This is a genomic window from Xanthomonas sp. NCPPB 3442 (assembly GCF_056725145.1).
This window is the reverse complement of sequence record NZ_CM161514.1, coordinates 3,392,213-3,408,347: the sequence shown is the minus strand read 5'-3', so window position 1 is coordinate 3,408,347 and position 16,135 is coordinate 3,392,213. Positions and strand designations below refer to the sequence as shown.

The 16,135-nt window shown below is 65.0% G+C and carries 10 protein-coding genes, 1 other RNA gene and 1 pseudogene; 5 read left to right on the top strand and 7 right to left on the bottom strand.

From position 1 onward, the window contains the following. The first annotated feature begins 64 nt into the window (after nt 1–64). Both AC1POX_RS14720 and AC1POX_RS14715 read left to right on the top strand, forming a co-directional pair. On the top strand, nt 65–1,282 hold the full coding sequence (locus AC1POX_RS14720) for an MFS transporter (RefSeq protein ID WP_372356316.1): 1,218 nt from the start codon (nt 65–67) through the stop codon (nt 1,280–1,282). A 156-nt stretch (nt 1,283–1,438) separates the two neighbouring features. Continuing rightward, nucleotides 1,439–2,470: an aldo/keto reductase gene (locus tag AC1POX_RS14715; protein WP_218531312.1), complete on the top strand. Its 1,032-nt coding sequence runs from the start codon at nt 1,439–1,441 to the stop codon at nt 2,468–2,470. Between the two features lie 82 nt (nt 2,471–2,552). Here AC1POX_RS14715 and AC1POX_RS14710 read toward each other — a convergent pair whose 3' ends face one another. The 6 genes and pseudogenes from AC1POX_RS14710 to AC1POX_RS14685 form a co-directional block, all read right to left on the bottom strand. Next, nucleotides 2,553–3,149: a hypothetical protein gene (locus AC1POX_RS14710; RefSeq protein WP_122272545.1), complete on the bottom strand. Its 597-nt coding sequence runs from the start codon at nt 3,147–3,149 to the stop codon at nt 2,553–2,555. 1 nt (nt 3,150) lies between these two features. Beyond that, nucleotides 3,151–4,971: pseudogene (locus tag AC1POX_RS14705) on the bottom strand (S8 family serine peptidase). Between the two features lie 109 nt (nt 4,972–5,080). Beyond that, nucleotides 5,081–5,689 carry a hypothetical protein gene (locus AC1POX_RS14700; protein WP_017116381.1) on the bottom strand — a complete coding sequence of 203 codons (609 nt, stop codon included), beginning with the start codon at nt 5,687–5,689 and terminating at the stop codon, nt 5,081–5,083. A 1-nt stretch (nt 5,690) separates the two neighbouring features. After that, nucleotides 5,691–7,493: a S8 family peptidase gene (locus tag AC1POX_RS14695; RefSeq protein WP_372357182.1), complete on the bottom strand. Its 1,803-nt coding sequence runs from the start codon at nt 7,491–7,493 to the stop codon at nt 5,691–5,693. Nucleotides 7,494–8,349: 856 nt separating this feature from the next. Continuing rightward, on the bottom strand, nt 8,350–10,731 hold the full coding sequence (locus tag AC1POX_RS14690) for a TonB-dependent receptor (protein WP_372356315.1): 2,382 nt from the start codon (nt 10,729–10,731) through the stop codon (nt 8,350–8,352). Between the two features lie 392 nt (nt 10,732–11,123). After that, a complete protein-coding gene (locus AC1POX_RS14685; RefSeq protein WP_218210773.1) occupies nt 11,124–13,187 on the bottom strand; it encodes a TonB-dependent receptor in 2,064 nt (687 codons plus the stop codon). A 162-nt stretch (nt 13,188–13,349) separates the two neighbouring features. Between AC1POX_RS14685 and AC1POX_RS14680 the strand changes: the two genes are divergently transcribed. From AC1POX_RS14680 to AC1POX_RS14670, 3 genes are all read left to right on the top strand, one after another. Next, nucleotides 13,350–13,766, top strand: a complete 417-nt coding sequence (locus AC1POX_RS14680) for a MerC domain-containing protein (protein WP_008571877.1) — start codon at nt 13,350–13,352, stop codon at nt 13,764–13,766. 61 nt (nt 13,767–13,827) lie between these two features. Next, nucleotides 13,828–13,904, top strand: a non-coding RNA gene (locus AC1POX_RS14675) — sX9 sRNA. Between the two features lie 304 nt (nt 13,905–14,208). Continuing rightward, nucleotides 14,209–14,391: a 30S ribosomal protein THX gene (locus AC1POX_RS14670; RefSeq protein WP_008571876.1), complete on the top strand. Its 183-nt coding sequence runs from the start codon at nt 14,209–14,211 to the stop codon at nt 14,389–14,391. A 299-nt stretch (nt 14,392–14,690) separates the two neighbouring features. On the opposite strand, the gene AC1POX_RS14665 is transcribed toward AC1POX_RS14670, so the two are convergent. Further along, complete coding sequence (locus AC1POX_RS14665) at nt 14,691–16,082, bottom strand: chloride channel protein (protein ID WP_150114909.1); 1,392 nt, start codon at nt 16,080–16,082, stop codon at nt 14,691–14,693. Between the last annotated feature and the right edge of the window lie 53 nt (nt 16,083–16,135).

Sequence of the window (16,135 nt, the reverse complement as noted above, 5' to 3'; positions counted from 1 at the left end):
AGCAGGGCTTTCTGTAAGTAAACGCAGGGCGCAGGCTGTGCGCAGTCCTCCCTGGCCAATGCCCATGTCCAACCTCACCTCTGCGCGTGCGTCGCGCTTTCCGCCGGCATTGCTGGCACTGACCATCGGTGCCTTCGGCATTGGCACGACCGAGTTCGTGATCATGGGGCTGCTGCAGCAGGTGGCCGCCGATCTGGGCGTTTCGCTCAGCGCGGCGGGCCTGTTGATCAGCGGTTATGCGCTGGGCGTGTGCGTCGGCGCGCCGGTGCTGACCCTGGCCAGCGCACGCCTGCCGCGCAAGGCGGTGCTGGTCGGGCTGATGCTGATCTTCACCGTCGGCAACGTGGCCTGCGCGCTGGCGCCGGACTACACCAGCCTGATGCTCGCGCGGGTGCTGACGTCGCTGGCCCACGGCACGTTTTTCGGCGTCGGCGCCGTGGTGGCGACGTCGCTGGTGCCGGCCGAACGCCGTGCATCGGCCATCTCGCTGATGTTCGCCGGGCTGACCGTGGCCACCTTGCTCGGGGTGCCGGCCGGTGCTTGGCTGGGCCTGCAACTGGGCTGGCGCGCGACCTTCTGGGCGGTGGCAGCGATCGGCGTGCTGGCCACTGCCGCGGTCGCGGTGTGGGTACCGGCCACGGCAGGTGCTGCCACGCCGGTGTCGTGGCGGCAGGAAGTGGCGGTGTTGCAGCGGGGGCAGGTGCTGCTGGCGCTGGCGATCACGGTGGTGGGCTACGCCGGCGTGTTCGCGGTGTTCACCTACATCCAGCCGCTGCTGCTGCAGGTCACCGGCCTTGCGCAATCGGCAGTGTCGCCGGTGCTGCTGGTGTTCGGCGTGGGCATGATCGTCGGCAATCTGCTCGGTGGCCGGCTGGCAGATCGTCGCCCCACCGCGGCCCTGCTGGGTAGCCTGGCCGCCCTGGTGGTGGTGCTCGGCGCGCTGGGGTGTGTCCTGCACAGCAAGGCCGCCATGGTGGCCTTTGTCGGGCTATTGGGCGTGGCCGCCTTTGCCACCGTGGCGCCACTGCAGTTGCGCGTGCTGGAACACGCGCGTGGCGCCGGCCAGAACCTGGCCTCCAGCCTCAACATCGCCGCCTTCAACCTGGGCAATGCGCTGGGCGCATGGCTGGGTGGCGTGGTGATCGCCACGCAGGCGGGCCTGGCCGCAACGCCCTGGGTGGCCGCGCTGTTGAGTGCCATCGGGCTGGGCATGGCGCTATGGAGCGTGCAGTTGCAACGCCGCCGCGCGACTGCGCCACTGGCCTGTACGCAGATGGGGTGAGGTGATCGCGCGCTGGTCATTCGCCGGGTTGGCGCAGTGCGCCTCAGGCGGCATTCGAGGCGCATAAACACTGGTTTCGCGCCCAGCATTCCACAAGCGCGAGCGGCCAGCGGTCACCCAACGCATCTCTCATTCAACGTTACCAAGGAATTCTCAATGGAAACCCGTCTACTGGGCCGTTCCGGTTTCAAGCTGCCCGTGCTTGGCCTGGGGGCCGGCACGTTCGGCGGCAAGGGGCCGCTGTTTTCTGCATGGGGCGATACCGATGTGGCGCAGGCGCGGCGCATGATCGATGTGTGCCTGGATGCAGGGCTCAACCTGTTCGATACCGCCGATGTGTACTCCGATGGCGCATCCGAAGACATCCTTGGCCAGGCCCTGCAGGGCCGCCGCGATCAGGTGATTCTCTCGACCAAGACCGGCCTGCGCCTGGGCGATGGCCCCAACGATGCCGGCGCCTCGCGTTTCCGTTTGCTGCGTGCGGTGGAGGCCTCCTTGCGGCGTTTGCGCACCGACTACATCGATCTGCTGCAGCTGCACGCCTTCGATGCGATGACGCCGATGGAAGAGACCCTGTCCACGCTGGATGGCTTGGTGCGCGCGGGAAAGGTGCGCTATCTGGGCGCGTCCAATTATTCCGGGTGGCAGCTGATGAAGTCGCAGGCGGTCGCCGATGCGCACGGCTGGAGCCGCTTTGTCGCCAACCAGACGTATTACTCGCTGGCCGGGCGCGACTACGAATGGGAGCTGATGCCGCTGGGTATCGACCAAGGTATCGGTGCGGTGGTGTGGAGCCCGCTCGGTTGGGGGCGGCTGACCGGCAAGCTGCGGCGTGGGCAGCCATTGCCACAACACAGCCGTCTGCACGCCACCGCCGCGGCCGGCCCGGCGATCGACGATACGCGCTTGTTCGACATCGTCGATGCGCTCGACGTCATCGCCGCAGAGACCGGCCGCAGCGTGCCGCAGATCGCCATCAACTGGCTGCTGCAGCGGCCGACCGTGAGCACGGTGCTGATTGGCGCACGCAACGAGGCGCAACTGCGCGAAAACCTCGGCGCGGTGGGGTGGTCGTTGACCGAGGACCAGCGTGCCCGCCTGGATCAGGCCAGCGCGGTGGAGCCGCCGTACCCGTACTACCCCTATTGGCGCGGGCATTTTGCAGAGCGCAGCCCGCTGCCGCTGTAAGGCGGGCTGCGCCAACGCGCCACGCTGCAACACCCTGCAGCAGCGTGGCACGCGTGACTGCCGCGGTCCTCGTGCAGTGGCGTCACAACGGCCGTGCCGCCGGAACGATCACTTCCGGCTTGATCGCGCCCACGCCGTTGCTGCCTTGCAGCTGGCGGCAATTATTTAATGCGGTCATCGCCGAGGCATAGCCGATCATCGCGCTGCCGTCTGTGGCGGAGGCATAGATCAGCCTGCCGCCCGTACGCGTGGCCAGTGCGCGCGCGATGGCTGGCGTGGTCTCGAACAATTTGATCGAAGCGCCGAGCAATGCCGGCTGGCCGCTCCGCGTTTCCAGCGCGGCAACGACGGTCGCCGGTGGTTCGCTGCGCGCGGTGCGCGCGACCGCGTTCGCCGCGCCGCTGGTGTCCAGGTAGATCGCGTAGCGATCGACGCGGGCAACCGGTGCGTTCGCGCTGGCCTGCGTGCTTGCTAGCGTTTGCGTGGCGGCCGTACCGCGCGTGGTGTCGGCCAGCTGTACCACTGCCGCTGGAATCAGCCGGAAACTGGCACGGTCCACCACCACGGTTTGCCCGGTTGCGGCAGCCCGCAGGCGGACGCGATCGAATACCTGTGCCGAGGCGGGTGCAGACATGCTGGCGGCAACGACGCACAGCAATGTGATCAGAGAAGTTTTCATGTCAGTGGCCCACCACGCGCATTTCGAATTGCTGCAGTTGTTCCTTGCCGTTGTCGGCGAGCATGTCGTCCACCTCCAATGTCCAGCGACCGGCGGCCGCCTCATCCAGGAAGGCATTGCTGGAGGTCAGGAAGACCACGAAGCCATCGCCCGGATCGAGCGTGGAAAACGGCGTCATCACGGTGCTGCGGGTGCCGCTGGGCGAGACCAGCACGGCGCGCAGTTGACGAGGATTCTTGTGCGTCCCCGCGAAGTACAGCTGTACGCTTTCCACCTTGAAGGACTGCTTGATGTCGATCGCCAATCGCGCTGGCGAACCGATGCCGCCGATGGTGCTGCTCTTGCCGTCATAGACGGTCCACTCGGTGTCTTGCATTGCAGGCAGCGGAGTGAAATGCATCGCACGCTCCACCGCCGCGGCTGCATCCACCAAGCCGAAGCCATACCAGTTGCTGAAACGGTGGCCGGCCGCGTTGGTGATCCAGGCGGGCTCGATCACGGCGTCCTTGTAGAACGCCTTGGCTTGATGGGGATCGACCTGCACCGCCGTCGTCGCCAGGATGTATTTGACATCGCGCAGCGTCAGTTGCGGGTTGGCGCCCAGCATCAGCGCTGCGACGCCTGCAACCGTCGGTGTGGCGGCAGAGGTGCCGTTCATGCGTGCGCTGTAGTTGCACGAGGCATCGATCTTTGAGTGGCTGGTATCCAGCGCGTTCTACGGCGCACGCGTGCGATCGCGGTTATTGCCTGCCGCGCATCCGCTCAGATCGGTCGTCACGATCGCCGGTGAGAAGAATGGTTGCGGTCCCTGTGCAGCGAGCAGTGTATAGAACGGACTGTAAGTCTCAGGATGCGGGTCGAAGCGACGCTGGAACCCAAATTCGCCGGAGAGACCGGACACCCACACTGCGGATCCGGGCGAGGAATAACTCGCACGCACACCGTCGGCGTTGACCGCACCGACCACAATCATGGTGGTCAGGCTGTTGAGGTTGTCGATATTGGCGCTGCTGCAGGCGACGCCAAGCTGCCGGGTCTGGTCGCTGCAGCGATCGATCAGCTTGCCCTGTGCATCCACATCAAGCAGCGTATTGAAATCATTGCCGGCTGCCTTGACGTAGATGCCGCCCTTGCCGCCACGCTGGGCACGCATCATTTTTTCCAGAGAGCGCTGCTCGTCGAGATCGCTGAATGGATAGACCGCTGTCGAGATGCCGAAGCTGTTGTTGAACACGTCCATCGCACGGGCTTCCGGGCCATCGCCCCAGGAGTAACGGATATCGACATACTGCTTGCTGCCATCGACTATGGAAAGTGCATTGAAGCCAGCTACATTCGCCTCCGGCGCAACACCGCGTCCACCCAGCCCGTTCCATCCGCGTGCCGCGATGATGCCGGCGACCGCGGTGCCGTGGTCATTGTCGATTTCATCCGCAGGCGGCGTCGGATCGTTGGAACCATTCAAGAAGTTATGCGAGCCGCCGGCAACGATGTTGTCGACGAGATCCTCATGCGCAATCTCAAGCCCGCCATCGATGACCGCCACCTTGACTCCGGCTCCGCGAATGCCAAGCGTGTGCAGGATGTCCACATCCAGATCGACGCCTGGCCGTGGACGCTGGTCGCCGAACACCGGCTGGCCTTGATTGAGCAGATGCCATTGGTAGCGGAACAACGGGTCGCTGGCATTGTTTGTGTTCTGGGTGGTCTTGATCGGCGCGTCAACGCCGGTTGCTGCAGCATCGGCTGTCAGCGAGAAGGGCCCGAGCGCCAGCAGGCACGCGCAAAGCAGCGGCAATCGCCGCAGGGGAGACAGTGTCATGGCATGGTATCGGTCATGGGGGCGCACGCCAGATGCAGGTGCCGGCCAAACCGGCCGGCAGGCTGCCTGACGTGAAACGGCCGCAGGGATCGGCCTGCGGCCGATGTACTTACATCGGTTGCATCACCGCCTGCATGACCACCAGCGCCGCCTGCGCGACACCGCTGCTGCGCTGCAGGCCGGGCAGTGCGCGCTGGGCCTGGTCCACCGATGCATAGGTGATCACCGCGCTGCCGTCCACCGTCGAGGTGTATGCAATGGTTCCGCCGGTGCTGGCAGCCAGCGATTTCGCAGTGGCGGGCGTGGTACCGGTGAGTTTCACCTGCGGGTTGACCAGCACGACACGCCCGTTGCGCTCATTCACCGCAGCGGCGATGGGGCGTTCGGTGTTCGTGGCAAGACTGCGTGCGGCACCCGCAGGCGCATCCAGCACGACCGCATACGGCCCGATGCGCGCGGCGACCTTGTCGCTGGGGGCCACTGCACCCGTAATGCCGGCTTTGGCTGCCGACCGCTGCGCCGATATCGCGTTCCGTGGCGGCTTGTGCTCGCTCACCACCGTGGCCGGCAGCATGCGGAACATGTCCGGTCCGGACTTGAAACGCACGCCGGTCGCTGCCGCACGCAGGGTGTTGGCGTCCATGTATTGCACTGCCTGGGCAGCACCGGTTGCGGCGAGTGACAGCGTCAATAGGCAAGCAACAATCATCGGTTTCATATCAGTGCCCCACGATGCGAAGTTTGAAAGCGTTGAGTGCGACAGTGCTCCTGGGATCGCTCATGTCGGTCACTTCCAGGGTCCAGATGCCGCGCGATTTCTCGTCCAGAAACGCATTGCTGGAGGTCAGGTCGATATAGAACCCGGTCTGCGCATAAGCAGCCGGATCCAGGACCGAAAACGGCGTGGCGACAACGCTGCGCGTCCCGCTCGGCGACACCAGCACCACACGCAGGTTGGACGGCGTCTTGTGCGCCGACTGCAGCGACAGCTGCACCGCTTCCACCTTCATCGCCTGCTGCACACGGATGCGCAGTTTGCCCGGGCGCGCTGGGCCGCCGATCTGGCTGGCGGCATCGGTGGAGCTGATCCATTGAGTGTCGCGCATGGGCGGCAGCGGCGTGAAATAGCGCGCCTTGTAGACCGCAGCCGCGGCATCGGCCAGGCCGAAGCCGTACCAATTGCTGAAACGGTGCCCGGCTGCATTGGTGATCCAGCCCGGATCGATCACGCTGCCCTGGTAGACCGCCTGCGGCTGCCATGGGTCGATCTGGCGCGCGGTTGTCGCAAGGATATATTTGACGTCGCGTGCGCTCAGGCTCGCATTGGCACCGAGAATCAACGCAGCCACGCCAGACACCGTGGGCGCTGCAGCCGAGGTGCCGTTCATGACGGCGTTGTAGTTGCACGATGCGTCGATCTTCGACTTGCTGCCGTCCAATGCGTTGTAGACCACGTCGGGAGCTTCGACGTTGTCGCCAGCTGCGCAGCCGCTGAGATCGGTGGTGACAATCGCCGGGTCGTAGGCATAGGGGACTGCGTCCGGGTAAAAGGTGGACGCTGCGTCGGGATAGAACTTGCGTTGACGGCCGAACTCGCCGCCAAGACCGGAGACCCACAGCGCAGAGCCTGTGGACGAATACGAGGCGCGGGTGCCCTTGGCATTCAGGCTGGCCACGACGATGGTTCCGGGCAGATTTGCCAACGGATCGATGTTGGCCAGCGAGCAGCCGACTTTCAATGCACGCGATTGTTCGCTGCAGATATTGACGGGGTTTCCGTTCTCGTCGGGCACAAGGAAGCGCAGGAAGCTATTGCCCGCAGATTTGACGTAAATGCCGCCAAGGCCTCCGCGTGTCGAAGCCATCAATGCTTCCCAGCTGCGCTGGTCTTCCAGCGGAAAATCCTGGTAGAACGGGGTAGTGGAACCCCAGCTGTTGTTGAAGACATCGATGTTGCGCGCCTCCGGCCCATCGCCCCATGCATAACGGACGCTGGCATCGGTGATCGAAGAATCGCGCGCAAACATGTCGAATCCTGCCAGTTGCACTTCTGGCGCCACGCCGCGTCCGCCGCGGCCATTCCAGCCCACCGCACCGATGATGCCGGCGACGGACGTGCCGTGACCATTGTTCGGGTCGATCGGCGTGGTGTCGTGTGACCCGTCGCCGAAATTGTGCGACCCGTTTGGCAGGATGTTGTCTGCCAGATCTTCATGGCCCAATTCCAGCCCATCGTCCACTACGCCGACCCGCACGCCGCGGCCGCGAATGCCCAGGGCATGCAGGATGTCGACATCCATGTCCACGCCGGCGACCGGACGGCTGTCGCCGATCACGGCCTGCCCCTGATTGGAGATATGCCACTGGTACCGCAGCAATGGGTCGTTGCCAGTGGCTTTCGCTGTGGCGCTATTGCTGGCGCTGGCGCTGGCGCTGGCAGTGGCCGGGGTGGCGGCAGCCGTTGCCTGGGTGGCAGCAAGTACCGACGGCGGCGTACTGCCGCTCAGGAGGACAACGATCAACAGCGCGAGAGGTCGCCTGCGAAGAGAGTTCATTCCGTTTGATTCCAGTCAAATGGGGGGCGCCGTCGAGTGACACACTCCTCCGTCAGGCCAACCGCGCGATCGGCCTTTGCAACTGCTCCACTCCACGAAGCTCGCGCCTGTGAAGCCGGTGTTGGTGGAGCCGGAAAGAGGAATGCGAGTGAAGGACCCAACAGGTGCCAGCCGGGTCCGGAAAGCCCGTCAGGCAGTGCGATCCGAAAGCCGAGCTGCACCGCAGGCAGTCAGATGCCGCGTGTCGATGCCCGGGGTGTGCGACATCGATGCAAAGGAGGCTGCAACAAGAGCCATGTGCGTTTATCCCAGTTGAGTTACCAAGCGCATGTCTGCCGATGGGCGCTGCGGTCAGGTCCGGCGTCGGCTCCCCTGTGCGTGTCGACGCAGCCGATGTTGTCGATGCGTGTGCATCAAGAACGCCTGGATTACAAATGGGGGCAGCATTGTCTGCAAGGCATGCCAGCGACGACATCTTCGTGACACATCGCGCAATTTACGGCTGGCGTGTCGGGTGATGCGTTGCATGCGAAGTTCTGCCGACGAAAATTGCAGAAAAGTTTGGCAGTGGCAGTCACTTCGATCGAAATAAGTGATCACGATGCGTCGTCGTGCTTCGCATGCGGCGCTGTTCGGCTCCGTCCTGTCATCACCGTGTTACACGGTCTGCCGCGCATCGGAAAACGCATGCGGCCCGCAGCGTCTGGCTACGTCGGCCATGGCCCGGGCATGCCAGTGCCACCAGGCTGCGCATCGAGACATGCGGTAGCGAGGTGCCGCGCAGCAGTCTGCGCTGCTGCGCGGCTCAGCGTGTGGCGGCGAACTACCAGCGGTACGCCACCGACATCTGGTACTGCCGCCCGGCGATGGGGCGGCCCATGAAGACACCACCGGTGGCTGCGCCAGGCACGCGCACGTTGCCTTCGGTCAGGCCCAGCGTGTCGGTGACGTTGCTGCCGCTGGCCGTCACTTCCCAATGTTCGCCCACATGCAGGTTGGCGCCGATATCCAGCATGTCGTACGAGGGCAGGCGCTGGCTGTTGGCCAGGTCCGCAAAGCGCTCGCCGATGTACGAATAGGTGGCAAACACCTTGAGGTCGCCGAACGGCAGCATCCAGTAATAGCTGGGCGTGATGCGGAACTGGCGCTTGGGTTGGCGCATCACCTGGTTGCCGGTGAACTCGCGATAATTGCGGTACTTGGCGTCCAGCCACACCCCGGTGCCAGCCAGCTCGAACCCGCCGAACGGCCGGATCGCACTCTCCACCTCCAGGCCACGTGCGCGCGAATCGCCCACGGCGGTGAAGTTCTCGCCATTGGCCAGGAATGCCTGGAACGGCGAGTTCCTGAAGGTGTTGTAGAATGCGGTGAGATACAGGTCGTAGACGCTTGTGCCCGACTTCAATCCCAGCTCGTATTGATCCACGTCCTGCACGCGGGTCTGCCCATCGCGCAGGTTGTCGAAGCCGGGAAACTTCACCCCGGAGTTGACCCGCGCAAACAGGCTGTTGTGCTGGTCCAGCGTGAAGTTCAGACCGGCTGTCCATGACAGCGCTTCATCGTTCTGATCGATGCGCCGGGTGGTCGCCAGCGCCAGCGAGGTGGCGTTGTCGTACAACGTGGCCGGGTTGCCATCCAGATCCACGGTCGTAGTGTCGTGCACATCGCCGGTGACGCTCTGGCGCTCGTAGCGTGCGCCCAGGTCCAGGCGCAGGCGTTCGCTCAGCTCCCACTCGTCGGCAACGAAGGCGGCGATGTTTTCGCCGTCGTACTTGGCGCGCAGGTTCAAGAACGCGGTACTGGTGAACCCCTGGCGCGTGGCCTGGCGGCCATCGTCCAACGCCACATCGATGCGGCGCGCGTTGTTTTGCGCGGTGAGCAACATGGTATTGCCCAGGTACCAGGTGTCGGCAGAGGAATACTTGGCGTAATACGCGCCCACCGTCAGCGTGTTGCCGGCAAACAGCTCGCGGCTCAGACGCAGGTCGTTGGTAAAGGAATTCAGGCGTTTGTCCACCGACCACCATCCGGCTTCGAGCACCTGCTGATTCGCATCCACCACGCCGCCCCCATTGGTGTAGCTGGCGCTACCACTGCTGCCGTAGCTGGCGATGAAATCGCCCAGGCGTTGTGGCGCATCTCCGGTAAATAGCGCGTAGGTCGGTGCGCTGCCGCTGATCACATTGAAGCGGTCTGCAACGGTCCAGCCGCCGCTCTCCCAGTTCCATTCGCCGCCGAACACGTCGATGTTGACGCCGCGCCCGTCGGCCAGGTCGCGCCGTAGCGTCTGGCCATCGGGTCCGACCAACAGATCCACATTGCGGAAATCGCGGCCGAGCAGGGTGCCGGTCTGCGCGTTCAAGCCGGGGAAACTGGAAAGATCGTTGCCGTTGTTGCGTGAGAGCAACGGGATCGCGGTGTAGAACGCGTTGTTATCGTCGGTGTGGCGCGCGTAGAACGACAGCTCGCCGTTGTCCCAGCGCTTGCTCAAGGTGGCGCTGAACTGGCCGCCCTTGTCGGCGGAGAACTGCGGGTCGCGCACGCCGTCGGTTTCGCGAAAAAAACCGCCTACGCTGTAGTACCAGCCATTACCCATCGGTCCGCTGTTGAACACATCGATGCGGCGCAAGGCGTTGTTGCCGCCGGTCAGGCGCACGCTGCCTTCGGGTTCGTCCTGGCCTTTTTTCTGGATGAAATTGACGGTCAATCCGGGCTGGCCGTTGGAGAAGATCGGGCTGGAGCCGCCGCGCAGCACTTCCATGCGTTCGACGGTGTCATCGACACGGAACAGCGTGGAATTCTCCAGGAACGACAAGGTCGGCGGCGGAAACAGCGGCGAACCGTCCAGTTGCATGGTCACGAACGGCGCATCGCCTTCCGATGGCATGCCGCGCACGAAGATGTTGGCGCCGGTGCCGCCGCCGCTGGGCTCGGCCCACACGCCGGGCACGATCTTGAGTAGGTCGGCGGTGCTTTGCGGCACCGCCTGCTGGATCTGCTCCGGGCTGGCCGTGGTGATCGAAAAACTGGCGTCGCGCTTGGCCAGGCCCTTGAAGCGCGCGGTGCCGCTGACGATAACCGCATCCAGCGTGGTGGCCTCCTGGTTGCCTGATGCAGGCGTGGCGGTCTGCGTGCGGCCATCCGGTGCCAGCAGCGCGGCAGCGACGGCAAGCGAAAGGGTGTAGCGGGGCGATGAAAAACGCATGCGCAAGGCTCCTTGTCTTAAAGTGCAAGAACGCTGCCGAGCCACGCCGCGTGTGCAGGCATCGGCAGCCAGTGCACGCGCGCGCCCGCGCTATCGCGTCGCTTGCGCCCCCTGTCAGCGCAGTGCTAATGAAGTTTTAACCCTAGATGCGCCGCAGCGTGTTGTGCGACGCAGCAGCCGTGGGCTGCGCTTCCACGTTGGGAAGAAGGTCGTGCTGGCGTGTCGCGCGTCGGTGCTCCCGTCCTGAGTGCCGTGCAAATCCACGCGCTGGCGAACGCGACTGCAGGCGCAGTGCAGTGCGCGCAAGCCGGCGCCGATAGCTCGGCAATGCACATAAAAAAGGCCGCCCGAAGGCGGCCTTCCTTCCAGTCAGCAGGGGAGAGAGTCTGCCGTCAGAAGAACAGGCGCACGCCGAACGAGGCGCTGCGGCCAGGAAGCATCACATCGTCCTTGAGGAAGGAGGTGTGCACGCGTGCGTCCTGGTTGGTCAGGTTGTTGCCGTCCAGGAACACTTCCCACGCCGTGCTGCCGCGGTCCACGTGATACGCCAGATGTGCATCGACGAAGGTGTAGCCGTCGGTCGGCGTTTCGTTCACTGCCACCTTGTCCTGCTTCATGGTGCGGGTGGCACCGAGCGATGCGCGCCACTGCTGCGCATCCCAGCGCAGCTGCGCACCGAAGCGGCCCGGTGCGATCCGCGGCAGGTTGCCGCCATCGTTCAGGCGCGCCCGCACGGTATCGCCGAACACGCGCAGGTCCCACGCACCGTTCTCGTTGTTGGCCAGGTGGAAGGTGGCCTCGCCTTCGAAGCCGTGGAAGATCGCATCGGCCTGCGTCCACTGGCGAATCGGCAGGAAGTCGTTGTCTTCTTCGTTGAACCACTGGCCGCCGGTGTCGACGATGTAGACGAAGTCGTTGTAGCGGTTGTAGTACGCCGCCACCTTGGCATCCACCCATTCGTTCTGGAAATTCAATCCCAGCTCGGCCTGGTTGGCCTTCTCGGTCTTCAGGTTGGCGTCGCCGATTTCGAAGGCGAGGGTGGCGATGTGCGGGCCGTTGGCGAACAGTTCTTCTTCGGCCGGCGCGCGCTCGGCATGGTCCAGGTTGGCGGTCAGACGCCATTGTTCGTTGAAGCGGAAACCGCCGCTGGCCGAGAAGCTGGTCGGCGTGAAATCGCGGTCCACGCCGACATCGGTCTGGTACTTGACCTTGTCCACGCGCGCGCCGACTTCGGCGGTGACCCGCTCCCAACTGTTGCGCGCAACGGCAAATGCGCCGAGCGAGCGTGTATCGGTCTTGGGCACGAAGGATTCTTCGCCGATCGCCTGGAAGGTGCTGTCGCTGCCTTGCAGGCCGAATGCAGTCTGCCAGCCGCCGCCAAACGTGAACGAGGCTTCCACGCGGCCTTCGTTGGCCCGCTTGGTGAACACGGTGCCGACTTCGGCGCCTTCGAATTCGGTATGTGCGTAATCGGTATGGCCGAAGCTGTAACGCAACGCGCTGCCTTCGCCCCACGGATCGGTCAGCCCGCCCTTGAGGTCGTAGCGGTCCTGCTGCAGTTTCAGCGACACGCCGCGCTCGCCGATGGACGGGTCGCCCGGCTCGCCCGGGTTGCCGTAGTTGTCGCGGAAACGCGATGCCGACAGGCCGACAAACCCCCAGTCGCCGGACAGCGATGCACCGATCGAGCCCACCTTGGAATCGATCCAGCTGTTGAGCTGGCGACCCTTCGGCGTGTCGTAGTCGTTCTGGTTGCGATACACGCCATCGGCGTGGATCGACAGCCCGCTGCCATTACCGGCATCGACGCGGAACATATCGGTGTTGCCGTCCTTGTCGCCGCCGTCCATGCGCACTTCGGCGCGCCCGCTGAAGCCGTCCACCGGGGTCTCGGCGATGCGCCCGTCGACCACGTTGACCACGCCGCCGATGGCGCCGGAGCCATACAGCAAGGTCGAAGGACCCTTCAGCACTTCGATCTGATTGGCCAGGAACGGCTCGATCGCCGGGGAATGGTCCTGGCTGACGGTGGATACGTCCTGGGTGGACAGGCCGTCGCGCAGCACTGCCACGCGCGGGCCGTCCAGGCCGCGGATGATCGGCCGGCCCACGCCGGGTCCGAAGTTGGAACTCTGCACGCCGGGCAGGCTGGCCACGGTTTCGCCCAGGCTGGAACTGCGCACCTCGTCCAGACGCTCGCCGGCCAGCACTTCCACCGGGCGGCTCAACTCACCGGCCGCATCGCGCAGCGGGCTGGCGGTGACCACCACCTTGTCCAGATCCTTGATATGACGCCCACTGGAGGGGCTGGCATCGTGGCGCGTGTCCGAACTGGGCGGGGTCTGCCCATCGGCAGCGACCGGAGCGTCCTCGGCCATGGCCAGGGCAGGGGTCAGCAGGCTGGTCAGGGCCAGCGAGAGCGCAGAACGGCGGAAAGAGGGAGCAAAAGAGGGCATGGTGGACCGGACTCTGTAATTGTTACTGTGTATCAGTGGTAAGGCGCAGCTTTCCTGCTGCGCCGGCGGCGAGCCCGCATGACTGCGCGATGCACTGATGCGGGGCTGGAACAGTAAGATGTTATATTATTCCACGTCGCCGCGAGTACCCTGCTGGACGTCATGCCTCTACCAACCCTTCGCCATCTTCTTGACCGCTTCGGCGCAACCGGCTCGCTGCTGTGCGCGGTGCACTGTGCGGTATTGCCACTGGTGCTGGCGCTGGCGCCTTCGCTGGGCCTGTCGTTCTGGCTGGGCGACGGGGTGGAACGGGCCATCGTGGTGTTCGTGACGCTGCTGGGCCTTTTCAGCCTTGTGCTCGGGTATCGCCGGCATAAAGCGCTGCATGCACTGGCGTTGCTGCTGCCCGGCCTGGGGTTGCTGTGGCTGGGCCTGCTGTACGACCCGCTTCATCATTCGGTGGTGCCGCATGCGGTGGTGATGACGCTGGGCGGCGCCCTGGTCGGTATCGCCCACCTGGTCAATCTGCGTCTGAATCACGGGCATGGGCATGTGCACGACGCCAGCTGCGCGCACTAAGGGCGGCTAACAACACGACTGCGCAGCCGCCAGGCGGGCGCGGCCGGTGCTCGGAATCGGCATGTACCACGCGTACGCTAAGGTTCTGAGCGCGCCGTTCGTGCCCACCTGATAGCTGCTCGCTACGTTTTGTTAGTCGCACTAAGCCTTTGTCGTAGTGCGGTTGCGTCGCCGCCAGGCCGATGCGGACAGCGGAGTTCCTCCACGTCTGCCCCCGCATTTTCTGGCTGCTCTGCTGCTCCAACCGCGGCCGCGCACAGTCCACGACTGCATGCATCGTTCTTGGGTCGATCAGTGCCGCAAGGCGGCCGGGCGCTGCCCAGCTACGCGCGCCGGGGCCGCCGTGGTAGGCTTGTCGGCCTTGCGCGAGGGCGCCGCCGGTGAAACCTCGCCAGACCTGTGCCAGCACGGGAATTTGTATTCACATTCAGGAGTCGACGAAATGGGTAAGGGTGACCGTAAGACCGCCAAGGGCAAGCGCTACAACGCCAGCTACGGCAATTCGCGTTCGCACGCGGTGAGCAAGGTTGTCGTGGGTGCAGCTGCCCCGGTTGCCAAGAAGGGCGTGGTCAAGGCCCCGGCCAAGAAGGCCGTCGCCAAGAAGACCGTCGCCAAGGCCGGCTGATCCCGGCCAGCTTCGCGACACCAGAACGCGGCGCTTGCGCCGCGTTTTTTATGTCCGCTGTCCGGCATTGCCCGGCCGGCATCGTGAAGGCGCCGGCTGGTCAGGCGATGCCCGATCAGTTCGCGGCAACGTCTTTTCCCCGGCACGTTCATGGACCTGGCGTACGTGTGCGCGCTGGCTTACGCCTGGCGCCACCCGATCAACGCCGGGACATGTGGTCGATCACCAGGCGACCCGGCACTGGATCGTTGCTGTCGCAGCCGGCCGCGCTGCGCACTGCTGGCCGGCCGCATCCAGCGTCAGTGACCAGGCGCGGAAGTCGTCGGTGCCACGGTAGCGCCACCCGGTGCCAGCAACTGCTCGGCCAGGCCACGATAGATCGGCGTCTTGCAGACCAGCCCGGAGACTGCGCGCGCGATCAGCACGGTGGCCAGGATCGGCAGCAGCATCTGGCTGGTGTCGGTGAGTTCCAGCGAAATCACCGCCGAGGTCAGCGGCGCCTGGGTCACGCCGGTGAGATAGGCGCACATGCCCAACAGCACGAAGGTGCGCGGGTCCACGCTGGGCATCAGTACCGAGAGGTTGTGGCCGATGCCGGCACCCACTGCCAGCGCCGGCGAAAACAGGCCACCTGGAATGCCGGCCAGATACGAGACCAGGTTGGCGATGAGTTTCATCATGCCGAACTCGTGGCCGACCACCGCATGCCCCTGCACCAGGCTGCGCGCCTGTTCGTAGCCGGTGCCGAAGGCGCCTTGCCCGAACACCAGCGCCAGCCCAACCAGGGCAACGCCGCACAATGCGGCCAGCAGCACCGGATGCCGTTGGCGCAGCGCGCCCAACCAGCGCGGTTTGCCGCTGACGCTGGCCAGCACCATCCGCGCGAAGATGCCGCCGAGTAACCCGGCCACGCTGCCGCACAAGGCGATCGCCAGCCAGGCCTGGCCCAAGGGCAAGGCCACGGCCACCTTGCCGAAATAGGTGTAGTTGCCCAGCAGGCCCAGCGACACCACCCCACCGACGATCACCGCGGTGAGCAGGGTGCCGGAAAAGCGGTGCTCGAAACGCCCGCTCAGCTCTTCAATCGCAAAGACCACGCCCGCAAGCGGGGTATTGAATGCGGCCGCGATACCGGCGGCGCCGCCGGCGAGCAGGAAATGCGAGAGCTCGCGTGGGTCGCGAAAACCGAACCAGCGCCCGAACACATGCATCAGGCTGGCGCCGACATGCACGGTGGGTCCTTCGCGTCCCACCGATGCGCCGCCGAGCAGCGACAAGGTGGTCAACGCGAGCTTGCCAACCGACACGCGCAACGAGAGGTTGCTGTCGCGAAACGCCGGCTCCGGGTGCTCCAGCGCGGCTATCACCTGCGGGATGCCGCTGCCGCGCGTGGGCCGCAGCGCACCGGAGGTGAGCCAGGCGAGCAGCGCGAAGATGCCCGGCGTCAGCAGCAGTGCCCACCAGATCGAGTGTGCGGTTATGCGTTGAAATAGATGAAAGGCCGCGTCGCTGGCCTTGGCGAATACGATCGCCACCAGCGCCACCGCAATGGCGCCGCCCCACAGTGCAGCGCGACGACGCCAGCCTTCGCTGGACAACAACGGCCGCAAGCGACGCGACGGGGGATTGGAACCAGACATTGCGTCATTGTCGCACTGCTGGGCCGCAGCGGTGTCTACAGCGAGCCACATTCCTGCGCTGTCGCCGACCTGAGCCGCGCGGCCACGACGTAGCGCGGCGTCTT

Excerpts from the sequence above, each read along its gene's own strand:
- AC1POX_RS14720 (WP_372356316.1), top strand. The coding sequence starts at position 65 with ATGTCCAACCTCACCTCTGCGCGTGCGTCGCGCTTTCCGCCGGCATTG.
- AC1POX_RS14715 (WP_218531312.1), top strand. The coding sequence starts at position 1,439 with ATGGAAACCCGTCTACTGGGCCGTTCCGGTTTCAAGCTGCCCGTGCTT.
- AC1POX_RS14710 (WP_122272545.1), bottom strand. The coding sequence starts at position 3,149 with ATGAAAACTTCTCTGATCACATTGCTGTGCGTCGTTGCCGCCAGCATG.
- AC1POX_RS14700 (WP_017116381.1), bottom strand. The coding sequence starts at position 5,689 with ATGAAACCGATGATTGTTGCTTGCCTATTGACGCTGTCACTCGCCGCA.
- AC1POX_RS14690 (WP_372356315.1), bottom strand. The coding sequence starts at position 10,731 with ATGCGTTTTTCATCGCCCCGCTACACCCTTTCGCTTGCCGTCGCTGCC.
- AC1POX_RS14685 (WP_218210773.1), bottom strand. The coding sequence starts at position 13,187 with ATGCCCTCTTTTGCTCCCTCTTTCCGCCGTTCTGCGCTCTCGCTGGCC.
- AC1POX_RS14680 (WP_008571877.1), top strand. The coding sequence starts at position 13,350 with ATGCCTCTACCAACCCTTCGCCATCTTCTTGACCGCTTCGGCGCAACC.
- AC1POX_RS14670 (WP_008571876.1), top strand. The coding sequence starts at position 14,209 with ATGGGTAAGGGTGACCGTAAGACCGCCAAGGGCAAGCGCTACAACGCC.
- AC1POX_RS14665 (WP_150114909.1), bottom strand. The coding sequence starts at position 16,082 with ATGTGGCTCGCTGTAGACACCGCTGCGGCCCAGCAGTGCGACAATGAC.